Annotated in this window: 14 protein-coding genes; 8 read left to right on the plus strand and 6 right to left on the minus strand. The window is 61.6% G+C overall.

Annotated features, from left to right (window positions below):
* Positions 1-195: 195 nt before the first annotated feature.
* Together EA462_RS04465 and EA462_RS04470 are read left to right on the plus strand one after the other, a co-directional pair.
* A complete protein-coding gene (locus tag EA462_RS04465) occupies positions 196-1,140 on the plus strand; it encodes a hypothetical protein (protein ID WP_124177375.1) in 945 nt (314 codons plus the stop codon).
* 365 nt (positions 1,141-1,505) lie between these two features.
* Complete coding sequence (locus EA462_RS04470) at positions 1,506-3,302, plus strand: hypothetical protein (protein ID WP_124177376.1); 1,797 nt, start codon at positions 1,506-1,508, stop codon at positions 3,300-3,302.
* Positions 3,303-3,544: 242 nt separating this feature from the next.
* On the opposite strand, the gene EA462_RS04475 is transcribed toward EA462_RS04470, so the two are convergent.
* Positions 3,545-4,144, minus strand: a complete 600-nt coding sequence (locus EA462_RS04475; protein WP_124177377.1) for a DUF7344 domain-containing protein — start codon at positions 4,142-4,144, stop codon at positions 3,545-3,547.
* Positions 4,145-4,991: 847 nt separating this feature from the next.
* On the opposite strand from EA462_RS04475, the gene EA462_RS04480 reads away from it, so the two are divergent.
* Positions 4,992-5,945 carry a transcription initiation factor IIB gene (locus EA462_RS04480; protein WP_124177378.1) on the plus strand — a complete coding sequence of 318 codons (954 nt, stop codon included), beginning with the start codon at positions 4,992-4,994 and terminating at the stop codon, positions 5,943-5,945.
* Here the strand turns inward: EA462_RS04480 and EA462_RS04485 are convergent.
* Positions 5,938-6,222: a hypothetical protein gene (locus tag EA462_RS04485; RefSeq protein WP_124177379.1), complete on the minus strand. Its 285-nt coding sequence runs from the start codon at positions 6,220-6,222 to the stop codon at positions 5,938-5,940. The two genes, EA462_RS04480 and EA462_RS04485, sit on opposite strands and share 8 nt — an antisense overlap.
* Before the next feature lie 4 nt (positions 6,223-6,226).
* A complete protein-coding gene (locus tag EA462_RS04490) occupies positions 6,227-7,954 on the minus strand; it encodes a methyl-accepting chemotaxis protein (RefSeq protein ID WP_124177380.1) in 1,728 nt (575 codons plus the stop codon).
* A gap of 136 nt (positions 7,955-8,090) precedes the next feature.
* Between EA462_RS04490 and EA462_RS04495 the strand changes: the two genes are divergently transcribed.
* Together EA462_RS04495 and EA462_RS04500 are read left to right on the plus strand one after the other, a co-directional pair.
* On the plus strand, positions 8,091-10,022 hold the full coding sequence (locus EA462_RS04495; protein WP_124177381.1) for a DEAD/DEAH box helicase: 1,932 nt from the start codon (positions 8,091-8,093) through the stop codon (positions 10,020-10,022).
* A 71-nt stretch (positions 10,023-10,093) separates the two neighbouring features.
* On the plus strand, positions 10,094-11,848 hold the full coding sequence (locus EA462_RS04500; protein ID WP_394341814.1) for a helicase HerA domain-containing protein: 1,755 nt from the start codon (positions 10,094-10,096) through the stop codon (positions 11,846-11,848).
* Between the two features lie 30 nt (positions 11,849-11,878).
* Here the strand turns inward: EA462_RS04500 and EA462_RS04505 are convergent, their stop codons facing one another.
* Positions 11,879-13,000 (minus strand): DegT/DnrJ/EryC1/StrS family aminotransferase, encoded by a 1,122-nt coding sequence (locus tag EA462_RS04505; protein WP_124177383.1) that lies wholly within the window; start codon positions 12,998-13,000, stop codon positions 11,879-11,881.
* A 235-nt stretch (positions 13,001-13,235) separates the two neighbouring features.
* Between EA462_RS04505 and EA462_RS04510 the strand changes: the two genes are divergently transcribed.
* A complete protein-coding gene (locus tag EA462_RS04510) occupies positions 13,236-14,861 on the plus strand; it encodes an alkaline phosphatase family protein (RefSeq protein ID WP_124177384.1) in 1,626 nt (541 codons plus the stop codon).
* On the plus strand, positions 14,858-15,868 hold the full coding sequence (locus EA462_RS04515; RefSeq protein WP_124177385.1) for a lipid II:glycine glycyltransferase FemX: 1,011 nt from the start codon (positions 14,858-14,860) through the stop codon (positions 15,866-15,868). The genes EA462_RS04510 and EA462_RS04515 overlap by 4 nt, the downstream gene beginning before the upstream one ends.
* A gap of 3 nt (positions 15,869-15,871) precedes the next feature.
* Here the strand turns inward: EA462_RS04515 and EA462_RS04520 are convergent, their stop codons facing one another.
* Both EA462_RS04520 and EA462_RS17530 read right to left on the minus strand, forming a co-directional pair.
* Entirely contained in the window at positions 15,872-16,132 is a 261-nt protein-coding gene (locus tag EA462_RS04520) for a MarR family transcriptional regulator (RefSeq protein ID WP_124177386.1), read from the minus strand.
* A gap of 144 nt (positions 16,133-16,276) precedes the next feature.
* Positions 16,277-16,486, minus strand: a complete 210-nt coding sequence (locus EA462_RS17530; protein WP_124177387.1) for a DUF7563 family protein — start codon at positions 16,484-16,486, stop codon at positions 16,277-16,279.
* A 380-nt stretch (positions 16,487-16,866) separates the two neighbouring features.
* Here EA462_RS17530 and glmU point away from each other — a divergent pair, with 380 nt between their 5' ends.
* The gene (gene glmU, locus EA462_RS04530) at positions 16,867-18,054 is read left to right on the plus strand and encodes a bifunctional sugar-1-phosphate nucleotidylyltransferase/acetyltransferase (RefSeq protein ID WP_124177388.1); all 1,188 of its coding nucleotides are present in this window, start codon (positions 16,867-16,869) and stop codon (positions 18,052-18,054) included.
* The last annotated feature ends 92 nt before the right edge of the window (positions 18,055-18,146 follow it).

An 18,146-nucleotide genomic window follows, 5' to 3' on the forward strand; every position in this document is an offset into this window, starting at 1 on the left:
GAGCCCGCGTTGAGGCCGAATAATACGATATTTCTCCGGAAACAGCGACACGAATCAGAGCGGATTCCGTCGTATCTTCGAGTATATTCTCGCATAGGTTGTGTCCACCTCCACACTGTTACCAACTATTTCAATAAATTTAACTCATAATACCAAGGAAAAGTTTATGAGTGTAAGCTCTTGTTACCCGAGTGTATGGCGCAGAATCCCCGTACGTCCGACGCGGAGAAATCCCGAACTACAGACCGTAATTCCGGATTAAGCCGACGTAACTACGTTCGCTCGCTTGCCGTAGCCGCGACCGCAGTCACTACGCTCGGTGCAACGGGCACCACCGCAGCCACGGACGACTACGAGGTCATCGAAGCCGAGAACCAGACGATCACCGTCGACTCCGGCGAGACCTGGGAGAACAAGCTAATCGATATGACGACCGGACAGGACATCGTCATCACAGCCCACGGCAGCGACTGGACGATCCGCAACATCGGTTTCAGCGGCGAAAACACGTCCGGAACCGGCTCTGCGACGTTCGGTGTCTCCGATTCGGGCGGCTCGAGCACCGTCGAGAACGTCTACCTCGGCGACGGCTCCGACGGCCGCAACGGCAGTTCATCGGGTCACGGTCAGACCGCGTTCTGGGTCGACCCCGACCACGCGGGCCACATCGACTTCCAGAACGTCAACATTCAGGGCTTTGCTGACAACGCTATTTACGCGTCCGCTCCCGGGAACACCGGCGGCGGGACGATACACATCGATCGCTCGTTCGCCGCGAACTGCTACGTCTCTCACTTCCGACTCGCGACCGAAGGCAGCAAGGTGACGAACTCCTGTGTACTCGTCGACGACGACGGCTACCAGGGACGCGGCATCTGGGCCTGGGCTCCCGGCACGGTCGAGGTCGAAAACTGCCAGCTCGAGATGAACGGCCAGAACACCGCCATCGACGCCGGTGCGAACGGCCAGGCGACGACGGTCGTCGTTCGCGAGACCGACTACGACGAGAGCGCCGGAATCGGTGAACACGACGGCTCCGCCGTTCGACTCGAGGACGGCGTCGGAACCGATCCCGACGCTCACGTCCCGGACGGCGTACCGACCTCCGCCGAAGAAGCCGCTGCCGGATCCACACACTGAGCGCGTCTCGCCGGTCCGATTGACATCGCTCGATCACGTCGTCGGGGACCGTCGAGAGTTCGACTCCGTTTTCTATCGTTCGAGTCTCCGTTCTCGTCACTTCCGCACGGAGTCTCCGTATCACGACTTCCGACGGAGTGCTCGATCGTTGGACGGTAATGGGTTGTTACGCGGTCCAAGAGAATGCCAAAGGGCGTGACCTCGAGGCGATTCACCCGCGCCGTGGATCACGGTTCGGCGGTATCGTTTCATTGCAGTATATGAATGATTTTCTGAGCGTTCGTTCAGATGTTAGCCACAATCAGTAAATTTTATGGTTAGATTAACGGTAAGTTTATGCAGTTAGTCTCTTATTACCCGATTGCATGGCACGCGAACCTTCGGTACTGGACGACGAGCGTCCCGTCTGTGATGGCGGTGACGCAGCTGAACGTAGCGGTAATACTGGATTACTCGGCCGTCGGTCGTACATGAAACTGGCCGGTACGACGACCGCGGCCGCGGCGGTCTCCGGACTGGCGAGCGCCGACGGGGACGGATACGAAGAGATCGCCGCGAACGGACAGGTGATCAGGATCGGTCGCGGCGAAACCTACGAAAACAAACTGTTCGACCTCACCACCGGCGACAGCGTTTTGTTGCTCGTCGAGGGTGGTGACTCGGTAATCCGAAACATCGGGTTCAGGGGTCTCCACCGCGGCGACGCGTTCATGATTTCGATCACCGCATCCAGCGGCGACGTTCTGATCGAGAACGTCTATCTGGGTGACGGCTCGACGAAAGAGGGAGAAAGCTTCGTCCACGGACCCGGTGCGGTGTTTTACCACCGAAACGCCTCGTGTGACGTCACCTTTCGATACTGTAACGTCCAGGGATGGCCGAACAACGGCTTTTATTGCTCTAACACCGCAAACGGCGGCTCGGCTCGATTCGAACACTGTTACGGAAAGAACAACGGCGTCAGCACGTATCGGATCGCCGGTGGAAACGACGCTATCGTCGGCTCCGTCGCGTACAACGACGACACCGACTACGGTCCCGGCTGGGGTGGCTACGTCGAGGACGCCGGCCGACCGGTCTGGGTCTGGCCGGGTGGGACTCCATCGCTCGAGGACTCACACTTCGCGAGCGGGGGGTACCCCTACGCGATGGTTCTCCGAGGCGACGGGAGCGCGCGGATGACCGGCGGCGGAATTCGTGGCACGGTTCAGGGAGAGGGGCTGCAGCGATCGGACGTTTCGAGAACGCCGGATCTCTCGGTTCCGGACGGCGTCCCGACGTCCGCCGAAGAGGCAGCCGCCGGTGGCTCGGTCGAACCGGAAAGCGGCGACGGAACCGGAGAAACCGAGCCCGAATCCGACGAATCGACGCTTTCGAACGTCATCCTCTTCGACGGCGATCCAGACGACGCGACTCGATACGAGTTCGAAGCGGACGGACGGGTCGAAAAATCGACGCACGACGGTGCCTCCATCGACGACGAGGACGTCGTCGACGACGGGTTCGTCCACGGCGTCGTCGCGGACTGGAAGGACGCTTTCCGGTTCAGCGGCGAACTCGAGCAGCTGACGGTCGACGGACCCGCAACGGTTTCGGTCAACGGCGTCGCCGTCGATCCCGACGAGTACGGCGAGGAACTCCCGCACGTTCTCACGGTCGAGGGAGGCGACGAGCCGACGAGCTACGAGATCACCGTCGACGGGGCGATCGAACTCGATTCGGAGGACGATCCGATCGACGAGGTCACGATCGTGTCGGGGTCGGCCGTCCAGAGTTCGGTTACTGAGACAACCCAGACGTTCCGGTTTTCGGGCGCGGTCACCGACGTTAGCGTCAGCGACGGCGACGCCGTGGTTTCGATCGACGGAGCGGAAATCGATCCCGACGAGTACGGTGACAACGAACTCCTCCCGCACGCGTTGCTCATCGACGCCACCGGTACCGAGGGACCGAGTACGTACTCCGTCGAGGTGAGCGACGTCATCGTCAAATCCGATTTCCGCACCGTCTCGGTCGACGACTCGAGCGTCTCCCGCGGACGAACCGTTCGCGATATCGTGGAAAACGGACGCAGTACGTACTGGTTCGACGGCGAAATCGAAAACTTCCGCCTTCTCGGCAGAGCAAGAGCCGACGTTCAGTACAACGCTCGCGGTCAGTAACGACCACCGACGGTCGACGGATCGGCGGCGCTTTTCGCGAAGAGAGATGGCTCCCGCGCCGAGAACAGTAGGCTGGCACGCGAACTGTTCCGGTACTGGATGACGGTCGCCGGGAGCCACAGCCCTCTACGAACGGTGCGGATAAAAGTCCTTCTCGTATCGAAGGCCGGGTTTCGTATTAGTCGGAAACTGATAAACAGTACGACGGATCGACCCGGAACGATAGCACGCTCGGGACGAGGTCATCCGATTCGCGAGAGCTTCCCGTCGACCGTTCGCTCTCGCTCGCGGTTCGAGACGGCGTGGACGATCGAGAGAACGAAGAACGCGACGACGACCGCTCCCGCGATCGCAATAGTCGGCAGCACCGAAAGCGGCGGTACCCCGAGGAACGTTCCGGTAATGAGCGCCGCTCCGACGACGCTCAGGACGCTATACCATCGATCCCAGCGATCCTGATGATGCGTGTCCGTATCCAGATACATCATCAACAGATCCGCGTTGTCAGAGAGGGTGATCAGTCCGCGATCCTGATCGTATTCGACGATACCCGCGTCGTCCATCTTCGGGAGATGAGTTTGATACAGTGCGACGTACACGCGTTTTCGTTGATCGGAACTGAGCGCGTTGACCTCCGTGTCGTTTTCCCAGGCCGCGATCTGTTCAGCGAGCTCTCCAAGCGTCACCGTCTCCTCCGCCTCGAGCAAGTACGCGAGGACTTCTCGCCGGCGTCGATTCTTCAGTAGTTCAAAAATGACGTCCTTCGACAGACCGTCCTCGTCCGCCGAATCCGAAACCGAAGACGCGATTTCGTCGGGGAGCGAGGTATCGATCGACGACATTACCTTGAGCCTCCGAACGGTAGTAGTACGGTTCGGCCAGGTTCGTTCCAAGTTCGGTGCTCGAGGTCTCCACCGAGCCGTGGGAACAGTAGGGACCGCTGTACTCTCGAAAGACGGTTCGCAGTCACGGTTGACACACCAAGTTGTACACCAACAGTGACTCTCTTAAGCACGGTCACGTTTTGCACCCGCTGCAAAGGGCGTACGGGCTGACTTCTCGAGATACTGACGTCGCCGCTCCGGCGGTGCGGGTTCGCACGCTCACCGGTCCGCTTCGGCCGTGGTCGGTATCGGCCGATTGTCCGGCAGTATTGATCGTGTACATTCCGAACCGTCGGGTACGACGGCACTCGGTCGTCGTCGGAACCAGGCAACACAACACTCGGGCGAAACATTCGACGCCAGCGACATAAATTCGGGCGTCGGTTTGATACCGAACGAATCGTTTCTGCGGTGAAGCTCGGATTTACGATTCCGTCACGACGAAACGATGGCCGCGTTTCATGTGGTACGTTCACTATCGGCACAATGGGTCGAAGCGAACGGCAGTGATCGCTTTACCCGGACACGACCGATGGGACACGGTCTCGACGCGAGCGACAGCCGCCTAGAGCAGGCGGGTGGGACATCGTGTCGATCATCTCCGTTCTTTCTCTCTTTGGCTGTGATCGAGACCGTTCTTTTTCGCTTCGGTCGCCCGCGACGCGTGTCGACCGTACCCCGTAGATCGGGTCGTCGCCTCTCCGCTCGAAGCGCTGTAACCCGCCACGTCTGACAGGACAAGTCACAGTTTCCCGCGAAACCATGTGAACCCCTTACAGTGGTCGCACGGTTTCTCCCCGTACTGATGACGCAGTCTATTATCGATCACACGAGGCCCGAATCCGAGCGAACGGACGCCGAGCGCTGTCCTGACTGCGAAACCGAAACCATCGTTCACGACCCGGATCGGGGCGAGCGAGTGTGTGCGGATTGTGGGCTCGTTCTCACCGAAGATCCCATCGACTACGGTCCGGAATGGCGAGCGTTCAACGCCCAGGAACACGACGAGCTCTCACGCGTGGGTGCACCACTCACACAGTCGATGCACGACAGGGGGCTGACGACCACGATCGACTGGCGAAACAGAGACGCCAACGGTCACGCGATGTCCGCCGAAAAGCACGGCCAGATCCATCGACTGCGGGTCTGGCAAGAGCGGATCCGAACCAAGAACGCCGGGGAACGAAACCTCAAGTACGCCCTGTCGGAGATCGATCGAATGGTCAGCGCACTCGGCGTTCCAAAGCCCGTTAAAGAGACGGCAAGCGTTATTTACCGTAGCGCGCTCGAGAAAGATCTCATCCGTGGCCGATCGATCGAGGGCGTCGCCACCAGCGCGCTTTACACCGCCTGCCGTAAAGAAGACATACCACGCAGTCTCGAGGAAGTAACCAGCGTCTCTCGCGTCGACCAGCGCGAAATCGGACGCACGTATCGTTACATCGCAGACGAACTGGACATCAACCTCGAGCCGACGAACCCGAGACAGTTCGTTCCCCGGTTTTGCTCCGAACTCGACGTCGACAACGACGTCGAGACGAAAGCCATCGAAATCATCGATCAGACGACCGCACAGGGACTTCACTCCGGAAAATCTCCGACGGGGTTCGCCGCCGCCGCAATCTACGCTGCCGGGCTACTGTGTGACGAAACCATCCCACAGCGCGCCGTCGCGAACACTGCCCAGACGACCGTCGTCACCGTCCGAAACAGGTACCGCGAACAGCTCGAGGCGATCGATAGGGCTCCGGCTACATGATCGATCGCTCGTTGCCGCCGTAGACGTCCTCGTTGACCAGCGCGTGAAGGTTCGCGTACGGGACGAACGCGATGAACTCGTCGTCAGTGTCGTACAGCTCGAGGCCCTTCTCGGTATGGTCGTATCGCTCACAGACGATCTGCCCTTCCGGGAGGATCGCACGGAACATACGCAGGGGTACGTCATCGATCGGCATATAGTGTTGGGCTCTCACGAACGCGACGGAGTCAACGGCGCGGGCGTAGCCGCGTCGGACCCCGCCACCCCGAACGTTCATACCGTCACTCTCGAACGGTAAACTCCTCGAGTTCGTCGTGTAACTCCGTTGCAGTGTTCGACAGCGACCGGGCGGATCCAGAAATTTCGGTGATCGTCGCGGTCTGTTCCTCGACGGCCGCAGCCACGCTGGTCGTCTCCCGGAGCGTTCGTTCGCTCTGGTCGGTCGCGTCGTCGACCATCCGCACGACCTGTTGGCTCGAGCGAGCCTGTTCGTCGGTCGCGTCGTTGATCGATTGCACCCCGTCGTTCGCCTCCTGGACCCGTTCAGCTATCTCCTCGAGACCCTCGAGACTCTCTTCGATCGTCTCGACGCCGTCGGAAACGTCGCGCTGCATGGTCCCGATCTCTTCGACCGCGTCTCTGGCCGACGACTGAACGGCGCTCACCATCCGATCGACGTCGCCGGTCGCGTCGCTCGTCTCCTCCGAGAGGGATTTGATCTCGTTCGCGACGACGGCGAACCGTTTCCCGTCGGCGTCCGCCCGAGCCGCTTCGATCGAGGCGTTGACCGCGAGCAGGTTGGTCTCCTCTGCGATCTCGTCTATCAGTTCGACGACCTCCGTGATCTCCTCGAGTTCGTCCTCGAGCGTTTCGATCCGGTCGACGATCGTTTCGGACCGGCGTTCGATCGTATCGAGTTCTGCCAGTGCCTCGGCTGCGGTTTCCCGGCCCGACCGAGCGCGGGTCGCCGCTTCGCTCGAGCGGTCCGCGACGCCGTCGGCCGTCGACGCGATCTCCTCGACGGTCGCGGAGAGGTCGCTCATCTCACCGAGCACCTCCTCGAATCTCGCGTTCTGTTCGTCGGTCGCGACCGAAATCTCGTCGGTCGACCGGCCGACTTCCTCGCTCGCGTTCTCGATCTCGGTGACGCTCGTCGAAACCTCCCCGCCGACCTCGTCGACTTCGCTCGCGAGGTTCTGAACCCGCCGAAGCGTCGATTCGACGTCGTCGAGCATCGTATTCAGCGCTCCCGCGATCTCGGTCATCGCCTCGTGATCGCTTTCGACCGAGACGCGACGGGTGAACTCCCCCTCGGCGCATCGCTCCAGCAGTGCCCGAATACGCTCGGCGTCAGCCTCGAGCGACTCGTTTCGGCGCTGCACTCGCTCTCGTTGACGTTCGATCCGATCGTGGCTCTCCTCTAAGTCGTCGATGTGCGTTTCGAGCCCCCGTCGCATTCCCTCGAGTGATTCCCCGAACGTGCCGGGAACGGGACGGTCGAGTACCTCGGAGTCGAACGCTTCCCTCGCCAGCGCATCGGCCTGGGCCGCGACTGTCGTCAGAACGGCGTACATCTCGACGATCGACCGCTGGAGATCACCGATCTCGTCGGTCTGATCCGACTCCGACGGTCGATTCTCGAGTCGACCGTTCGCGATGTCGTCGGCCGTCGTCCGAACTGCGCGGATCGGTCCGATGAGATCTCGACGGGCGATCAAGAGCGTATTGGCGAACGCGAGAACGGAAAGCGCAAAGACGACACCCGTCAGCAAGATCTGCTCGGTCGGAAAGACCGCGATCGCGTCGCCGGGTCCGAGAAACGCAAGCGGCAGCGCGAACACCGCAAGCGTCGAGAGGAACTGGAGAACGACCGCCGCCACGATCTTTCGCTCGACGCTCTCGGAAATTCCCAGCCGATCCATCGATCCCCACAACAGCGATTCGTACCACTCTCGAACCGACGCCGCCCGTCCGTCGGGCCCGTCGAGTCGGGTAGACGCAGTCGACATATCGTAGAGGTCCCACAACGAGGACTTAAGCGCGGTGTTGATTACCAGTTTGTAACAGTTCACTATCCGATCGACGGGGTCGGCTCGAGCGGTCCAAGCGAAATCGGTTTACTGCTATCGCGGCTAGCGAAGAACAGTGACCGACGAACGCCCTGCGGAACCCTCTCCCGACAGTTCCGACGACGAACCGGACGAAACCGACCCCGCTCGAGGTGACGCCGTCGACGGCGTGAGCGAATCCGGCGGCGACTCCGGGCCCACGAACGACCTCACGCTCGCGGAGTTTCACGACGCCTGTCAGCGGGAGGGGCGGCCGGTGCTCACCGCGGGGGCGGTCGCACGATGGCTCGACCAACCCCACGAACGCGTCAGCGAACGCCTCACGGCCCTCTCAGAGGAGGGCGAACTCGAGCGACTGTCTGTCTCGACCGATCCCGTCGTCTGGTATCCGAGCGAACTCGACGATCTCACCGAGCGCGAGCGAGTGGTCGTCTTTCCGAAACGTCGAGAGATCGTCGTCGACCGACCCGCGCAGTTCACGCGCGCCCAGCTCTCCCAGTTCGCCCACCTCGCTGACGCGAACGGCGAGAACGGCTATCGGTACGTCGTCCGACCCGAAGACGTCTGGCAGGCACCCCACGAATCGTTCGAGTCCCTCGAGCGAACGGTTCGTCAGGCGCTCGGCCAGCGCTCGCCGGCGCTGGAAGAGTGGATTCACAGCCAGTGGGATCGCGCCCACCAGTTCCGGCTGACGACCCACGATGACGGCTACACGGTTCTCGAGGCCAAGAGCGCGGAAGTGATGGGGAACGTCGGCCGACAGAAACTCGACGAAGAACACGTCCACGCACCCATCTCCGAGACCGAAGACTGGGTCCGAGACGGAGCCGAGGCCGCGATCAAGCGCTTGCTTTACGAAGCCGGCTACCCCGTTCAGGATCACCGCGACCTCGAGTCCGGAGAGGACCTTCCGATCGATCTCACGGTCGGTCTCCGGGAGTACCAGCAGACGTGGGTCGATCGGTTCTCCGAGACCGGAGAGGGCGTGTTCGTCGGCCCACCGGGGAGCGGCAAGACCGTCGCCGCGATGGGTGCGATGTCACACGTCGAGGGAGAAACGCTGATCCTCGTTCCGAGTCGCGACCTGGCTCGTCAGTGGGCCGACGCCGTCGCGGAGTACACCTCCCTCGAGCCGTCTCAGATCGGCCAGTACCACGGCGGCCAGAAGAACGTTCGCCCGGTGACGATTGCAACCTACCAGATCGCCGGCATGGATCGACATCGCTCGCTGTTCGACGACCGCGAGTGGGGACTGGTGATCTTCGATGAGTGCCAGCACGTCCCGTCGGACGTCTATCGACGGAGTACGCATCTCCAGTCTCGCCACCGCCTGGGATTGTCCGCGAGTCCGATCCGCGAGGACGACCGCCAGACCGAGATCTTCACGCTCGTCGGCCCGCCGATCGGAACCGACTGGCAGGCGCTGTTCGACGCCGGTTTCGTCGCTGAACCGGAACTCGAGATTCGGTACGTTCCCTGGGGCGACGACGAACAGCGCAACGCCTACGTCTCCGCGGAGGGTCGCGAGAGGTATCGGATCGCGGCCGAAAACCGCGGGAAGGTCGACGAGATCAGATACCTGCTGTCGGCTCATCCGGACTCGAAGGCGCTCGTCTTCGTCGACTACCTAGAGCAGGGGAGAGAGGTCGCAGACGCCGTCGACGCACCCTTCCTCAGCGGCGAGACGCCACACCACGAGCGCCGACGGTTGCTAGAGGAGTTCAGGCGAGACGAACGCGACCTGCTGGTCGTCTCGCGCGTCGGAGACGAAGGTATCGATCTCCCGACTGCCGATCTGGCGATAGTCGCCTCGGGACTGGGTGGATCGCGCCGCCAGGGAACCCAGCGGGCGGGACGAACGATGCGTCCTGCGGGCGGTGCGCTCGTTTACGTGCTCGCGACGCGGGGCTCGCGCGAGGAGGATTTCGCTCGTCGACAGCTCCAGCACCTGGGCCGAAAAGGAATGACCGTACGCGAGCAGACCGTGGAGCCGACCGACGAGAGCTGAGGGCCAATATTCAAGGTATCCTGTTCGAACAGTATTGTTAGCATGAACGATGCGGCCACACGCGAGGTGCGGTGCTGGTGAGCGACCAGCGAGAGATCGTCGTCGGAAACCGTGCCGACGGAACGGAGCTGTCGCTCCCCGTGATCGAACTCCTGACCGGTCGCGGGTTCGCGACCGGAAAATCGGGCTCGGGGAAGTCGAACACCGCGTCGGTGATCGCGGAGGAGCTTCTCGAGTCCGGGTTCCCCTTACTGATCGTCGATACCGACGGGGAGTACTACGGGCTCAAAGAGGAGTACGAGATGTTGCACGCTGGAGCCGACGAGGAGTGTGACATCCAGATCGGCCCGGAACACGCAGAACAGATGGCAGCGCTGGCGCTCGAGGAGAACGTTCCCGTGATCCTCGACGTCTCGGGCTACCTCGACGAGGACGTCGCGAACGAACTCATCCGAGAGATCGCCCGACAGCTGTTCGTCAAAGAGAAAAAACTCAAAAAGCCGTTCTTGCTGGTCGTCGAGGAGGTTCACGAGTACATCCCCGAGGGTGGTGGCGTCGGTGAGACGGGAAAGCTCCTCATCAAAATCGGCAAGCGGGGCCGAAAACACGGGCTCGGAATCCTCGGCATCAGTCAGCGACCGGCCGACGTCAAAAAGGACTTCATCACGCAGGCGAACTGGCTCGTCTGGCACAGGCTCACCTGGGAGAACGACACCAAGGTCGTCGGACGGATCATCGACACCGAGTACGCCGAACTCGTCTCCGAGCTAGACGACGGTCAGGCGTTCGTCCAGACCGACTGGAACGAAGCCGACGTTCGCAAGGTCCAGTTCCGGCGAAAGCGGACGTTCGACGCCGGTGCGACCCCGGGACTCGACGACTTCGAACGGCCGGAGCTCAAGTCGGTCTCGGACGCGCTGGTCGGAGATCTCCAGAATATCTCCGAGCGAAAGGAGCGAAAACAGGACCGAGTTCACGAGCTCGAAAACGAACTCGAGAAAAAAGAACGGCGCATCGAGACGATAGAGAACGAACTCGAGTCGGCCCGGGACGTCTCGAACGCGGCGCGACAGATGGCCGACGCGCTGCAAAACACGAACACGGTGCAATCACACCTGCCTGGTACCGACGAGGAGCTTCGTCGGCTCCACGACGAGGTCGTCGAGCTGGAGGCCGAACGTAACGAACTCGCGAACGAACTCGAAGATCGGGAGGGACGGATCGAGGCGCTCGAAACGGAACGCGACGAACTCGAGGCCGACCTCGCGGACCGAGAAGCGAGAATCGAGACGCTCGAGACCGAACGGGATTCGCGCCTCCGGGACGTCAAGCGGTTTCGAAACGAAACCAAGCGGCTTCGACGTCGAATCCGCGACCTCGAAGCCGAAGACGATTCCGACGACACCTCGGATGCGGATCCGATCGTCCAGGGAGACGGCGAGGAGTACGAGTTCGGATACGCGAACGTCGAGGAGCCGGCGGACCGATCCGACATCGTCGTCGCGAGCGACGGCGACGAGTTCGTCGAACACCTGGAAACGGCGGGTCTCGTCGACCGGGTAGAACGGGCGAGCGACCGATCCCAGTGTTCACTCGCGACGGCTTCGCACGTTCTCGTCACCCTTTCCCGAGAGGGGCCACTCGAGGCGTACGATCTCGCCGCTCGCGTCGAGCGGTCGACGGTCGCCGTCCAGAGTGTGCTCTCGGAGCTGCGAAGCGAGTCGATCCTCGAGAGAGCCGGCGCGCGACGCTACGATCTCACCGACGACGCCCGTCCGAAGCTTGCGCCGGCGGTGGACGATCGAGCCGAAGCCGATCTCGAGTGAGCGATTTCGGGCGAACAGCCCGTATCCGCACTATCGTCGTCGGAGTTCGCTTCCAACCGCCTCGATCGTCGACGGCTCGATGTGCTGGTGAACCGGCAGCGTCAACACATCTCGAGAGAGTCGTCTCGCCGTCTCGTACGCCGGTTCCTCGACGACCGACGACGACAGACGCGGCCAGGTATGGACGCCGCCGATACCGCACTGCTCGAGCTCCGCGAGGAACGCTTCGGGACGATCGGTTCGAACGGGAAACACCTGCGGACAGATTCCCTCGGGGAGCGATTCGTATACGAGTTCGACGTCGTCCCTGTCGGTCAGGAGAGTTCGCCAGCGACGATAGTTCTCCCGACGAGTCCTGCGAATTCCGATCGGATCCGCGTCTTCGACGACGCGGTAGGACAGTTTCGACATGCGGGTTTTTCGTCGCTCGTATCGCTTCTGGGGGGTGCCGACCGAGGGCGACCCTCCGCGGCCGCTGACGATGGCACTGATCGACTGGCGGACGGTTCCGTCCGCGTCGAAAACGTCGTCGAGGATCGACTTCGCGACGAACCGGATGTCGGTCCGATCGAGACCGTCCTGGATGCCCGCGAGCGACGACGGTTCATAACGGTCGGCCACGTCGTCGTCGTTGCAATAGAGAAGGGCGCCGTCGGGGACGGGAAACAGCTTCCACAGGCTCGTTATTCCGAGATGACCCCGGGTTCCGAGAAGGGTTCCGTCGTCGACGCTGAGTGGGGCGTGTGCGTTGTCGTCGACGTGGTAACAGTCGTACTCGGAAACGAGGTCGGACAGCTCCGAGAGTCCGGGCTGTGGAAAGCCGAAGTAGTTGACCGAGAGGACGGCGACGGTGTTCGTGTCGATCCGTGCTTCGACGTCACCGAAATCGGGAGCCAGCGTCGATCGGATCCGGTAGTACCGCGGTTCCAGTCCGAGTTCGATAAGCGGCTCGACGACACCGTCAGGGAGGTACGCGGGAACGAGGACGTTTTCTCCCGGTTCGACGAGGTCGGACAGTCCGTCGCGGAGTGCAGCCTTTCCCGAGCCGTAGTAGGTATACGCTCGAGTGTGACCGTCGACGAACTGTTCGATCCCGGTCGGCCGCTCGCTCGAGAGCGACGAGACGAACAGCGATGGCGTGCCACTGATCATCCGTCCGAGACGAGCGACCGGTTCCTGTTCATCGAGACGCGCATCACCGAATTCTCGTCGAGACCGACCTTAGTGATGCGGGGGATACGATACCGGATCGCTGGGCAACGGAGCCATACAGTCCCAGCGGTCCCACAGGAGCGATGACGCGGCGATAGCTGACCGGCGTGAAGTCCCGCCTTACAGCGGCCCAAGCAGTTGCATAACAAAGCACGGAGGGAGAAAGCGCTTGCTCATGGTGAATACGACCGACGAAACCGATCTTAGTCTGCTCGTCGTCGGGATCGATGCCGGCTGTCTGCCGGTACTCGAGCCGCTGTTCGACTCGGGAACGACCCCCGCTCTCGAGCGTCTGTTCGAAACCGGCTCGAGCGGCCCTCTCGAGTCCCAGGTCCCGCCGTGGACGGCCAGCGCCTGGCCGTCGATGTACACCGGAAAGAACCCGGGAAAACACGGCGTCTACGACTTTCTCTCGTTCGACGGCTACGACTGGAACGTGGTGAACGCGACGCACGTCAGGGAGCGCTCGATCTGGGAACTGCTGAGCGAACACGGGTTCTCGAGCGTCGTCGTCAACGTTCCCGTCACGCATCCTGCACGCGAATTCGAGGGCGCATTGATTCCGGGTATGACCGCACCCGAAGACCCCGACTGTCATCCCGACGGTATTCTCGAAGACGTCATACGTTCCTGTGGCGGCTATCACGTCTATCCCCAGAGTACGTCCGAGCCGGACCGATCGATCGAGGGATACGAACAAACGGTCGAGAAGCGGGGATCGGCGTTTCGCTACCTCTGTCGACGGATGCAACCCGAGTTCGGCTTCCTCCAGTTTCAACAGACCGACAGCGTCTTTCACGAGCGCCCCGGGGACAAGACGGCTATCGAGGCGGTTTACCGCGCTGTCGATCGGGAGATCGAAGCGACGATCGAAGAGACCGATCCGGAGAACGTTCTGGTCGTCAGCGACCACGGTATGGGAACGGTCTCCGGTCCGGAATTTCGGGTCAACGAGCATCTCCGTGAGAACGGCTACCTGAAGGGACAGAGCGGTGGCGAGGGAATGCCCGACTGGTCTCGCGCCTGGGAAAACGACCTTCTCGAGGGAGAAAACGCCGGAGAACACGAGGAAAGCACCCTCGAAACGATTCTGAGCGTCGCTGCGAAGGCCGGGCTCACGACACAACGGATCGCGAGCGCACTCGACCGGGTCGGTCTGAAAGAACCGATCGGACGTCGGATTCCGAACGACGCGATTCGAGCCGCCAGCGAGCAGGTCGATTTCCCCAATTCGCGAGTTTACATGCGCTCGAAGAGCGAACTCGGCGTCCGGATCAATCTCGAGGGACGTGAGCCGTCCGGAACCGTCCCGCCGTCGGAGTACGATGCCGTTCGCGACCGGGTCATCGACGAATTATCCGCGATCCGAACTCCCGAAGGCGAACCCGTGTTCGAGGCGGTCGAACCGCGAGAGAACCACTTCGATGGCCCGTACGTCGACGAAGGCCCCGATATCGTGACGGTTCCGGCGGCGTTCGACACCGCGGTCGTCGCGGATCTCGGTACGGAGCCCTTCGGGGAGCCACTGGAGCCGTGGAATCACAAACGGACTGGTGCCATGGCGGCGACCGGACCGGCCTTCGACGAACGGACACCGCTCGAGGAGGCGTCGATCTTCGACATCGCACCGACGATCTGTTCGGTGTTCGACGTTCCGGTCGACAGCGCCTTCGACGGCGAGACGTTGCCGATCGTCGACGAGAGCAGCGAAACGACGTATCCGGCGTACGAACCGACACCGATCACGGCGACGGACGATCGAGCAGTCGAGGATCGACTCACCGATCTCGGATACCTATGAGCATCGAGATCGACGTCTTCAATCCGCGAACCGACGGCGACGAGTGGAACCGCTACGTCGAACGCTCGGCCGGAGCGAACCCGTTTTTTCGAGCTGAAGCGCTTCGATTACAGGCCGAAGAGACGGGGACGAGACCACACTTACTGGTCGGGTTCAAGGGTCAGGAGGCCGTCGGAATCTTTCCCGTCTTCGAGTTCCACAAAGGACCGCTGACGGGTGCGTTCTCCCCCGCACCGCGGTCGTGGTCGTGTTACCTCGGACCGTCGGTGTTGAACCTCGAGAAACTCAAACAGCGAAAGGCCGATCGCCGAATCAAACGGTTTCTCGAGGGCAGTCTCGAGTGGATCGATGAGAACATTTCGCCCCAGTACTGCAAGTTCGTCGCGGCGGAGTTCGACGACGTCCGACCGTTCGTCTGGAAGGAGTACGACGTCACGCCGGGGTACACCTACATTATCGATCTCGAGGGAAGTGCGAACGAGTTGCTCGAGCGTTTTAGCAGCGATGCTCGGAGTAACGTTCGAAACGCAGATGACGGATCGTACGTCATCGAAGAGGGTACCGGAGACGACGTCGAGCGGATCATCGAGCAGGTCTCGAACCGCTATGAGAGTCAGGGACGGGCATTTCACCTGCGCCCGGAGTTCGTACGATCGGTCCACAGCACGCTACCGGACGGAGCGATCCGACCGTACGTCTGTCGCGGCGGCGGCGACTTCCTGGGCGGGATCCTCGTCGTCGAATCCGAAACGACCCGCTACCGGTGGCAAGGAGGGGTCAAACCCGATATCGACGTCGATCTTCCGATCAACGACCTGCTCGACTGGCACGTCATGCGCGACGGTCTGGAACGTGGTCTCGAGCGGTACGATCTCGTCGGCGCGGGCGTTCCGAGCATCAACCGGTACAAAGCGAAGTTCAACCCGCGCCTCGAGACGCACTACGAGATCACGTCCGGCGCGTTCGGACTCGATCTGGTGATCGATCGGTACCGGAAACTCCGGTGAGGATCAGCTGATCCAGTACTTCGACTTGCGAGCGTCTTCCAGGGAAACTCGACTCGTGACGAGAGCCGACTCCTCGAGTTTCCTGAGCGCGTATCGAACCGTTCGAGCGCAGAGGCGCGACTCCGTTGCGATCTCTTCTTGGGTCATCACCCCCTCGTACTCGAGGACCTTGTAGACGAGTTTTGCACTGGGAGAGAGCTCCGAAATCGAACTGCAACAGTCACCATCGCTGGCGATATCGGGGTCCTGGTCGGTTGCACTCATGTGGATCTTCGTTCGAAGTCACCACTCAGGGACGGATATACGCTCGAGACAGTTCAAAAATATAGGCGGGCACTAACGGCCGGAGAGCGCATCCCTGTATTCGAACGACAGACCGGACTCGGTGTGACCATCTCGGGCGGGTCCCTACCGCACGTCCTCGGGAATGAAGTCGGACGTTTTCATCTCACGGTACGTCGAACACTCCGGACAGGCGTGGACGACGTCACGGTTGTCACCGAACACGCGAGAGAACTGGCGCGTCACCTGATTACCGCAGCTGACACATCGTGGGGTGTTCGTTTGCTGACTGGACGTCATCGGCGTCCACTTCGCGTCGGATGGTTCCGTCGACATCATCAGCCCGTAGCGACAGAACGGTATTTACTATAGACTGCATAACTCGTTTCAGTCCGGTTAGTCTCTAATTTCTGCCGTGATAGTCGTGATACCGTGACGCTCTATATATCGAGAGTATTACCGTCATCTCCGGGCGAAATTCAATATTTCTGTTCAGAAACATCTCGTTTTTTGCCTCGATTCGCCGGTAAGAGACGGCGGTGGGTAGACGCACACGAGGTGGACTGGGTCGCCGGCGGATCACCCGATCCAGAACCAACGGAGCGACCGGACGATCCCAGCGTGCGTTCATCGCGATCCGGACGAGTCTGAGCGGGTTCCCGCGAGTGGGCAGTAGTTGCGATATATTTATCCGCCGAATCGCTGTACGCAACCTCATGAAGGCAATCGTTCTCGCGGCAGGAGAGGGGACGAGAATCCGTCCGCTCTCTGCGTCAGTGCCGAAGCCGATGTTACCCGTCGCGGACCGTCCGCTCGTGGCACACACCGTCGACGCCGCCATCGACGCCGGAGCCGACGAAATCGTTCTCGTCGTCGGCTACGAACACGAAACGGTTCAGGCGCACTTCGGCTCGAGCCATCGGGGCGTCCCGGTGAGCTACGCCCGTCAGACCGAGCAGGCCGGGACCGCTCACGCGGTCAACACTGCCCGTCGTCACATCGACGGCGAGTTCGCCGTGCTCAACGGCGACAATCTCTACGAACCCGCCGCGATCGAGCGGCTGTTCGAGGCGCGTCCGGCAGTGTGTGCCGTCGAAGTCGCCTCCCCTCGAAACTACGGCGTTCTGAGCACCGCCGACGGAACGGTTACCGACATCGTCGAGAAGCCGGCAGATCCGCCCACGAATCTCGCCAACGCCGGCGCGTACGCCTTCCCTGCCGACGCGAAAGAATGGCTCGAGGTGCCAGCCAGCGAGCGCGGGGAACACGAGATTACGGACGTCCTCTCGCGAGTTATCGACGAGTTTTCGGTGACGCCGATCACGACGAAGCGGTGGATGGACGTCGGTCGTCCGTGGGAACTCCTCGAGGCGAACGAGTGGAAACTGCAGACGCTCGAGCCCCGGATCGACGGTGAGGTGAGCGACACCGCCGTTCTCGAGGGGACCGTCGTCGTCGAGGATGGGGCAACGGTCAACTCCGGCGTCACTATCGAGGGACCGGCGCTGATCCGTTCAGGCGCAAGTGTCGGCCCGAACGCGTACGTACGCGGTGCGACGCTGATCGACGAAGGCGCGAGCGTCGGCCACGCCGTCGAAGTGAAAAACAGCGTTCTCTCGGCGGGAGCGACCGTCGGACATCTCTCGTACGTCGGTGATAGCGTCCTCGGTCGGGACGTCAACTTCGGTGCCGGGACGACCGTCGCCAACCTTCGACACGACGACGACGACGTCCGATTTACAGTCAAAGGTGAACGCGTCTCGACCGGCCGACGAAAGTTCGGCGTCGTCGCCGGAGACGGGGTCAAAACGGGGATCAATACCAGCTTGACTCCCGGCCTAAAACTCGAGACGGGCGCGACGACCGTCCCCGGCGAAGTCGTCGACCGAGACCGGGAACCGTAGCAGTCAGGTACTATCTTTATATAATCGTGAACAGCTAGTTAATCTGGAGGGTGTCGATCGGTATCGCACCACGACTCGATCACTGTTTCCCT

It is taken from the genome of Natrarchaeobius halalkaliphilus (assembly GCF_003841485.1).
In the GTDB taxonomy this organism is placed as follows: Archaea; Halobacteriota; Halobacteria; order Halobacteriales; family Natrialbaceae; genus Natrarchaeobius; species Natrarchaeobius halalkaliphilus.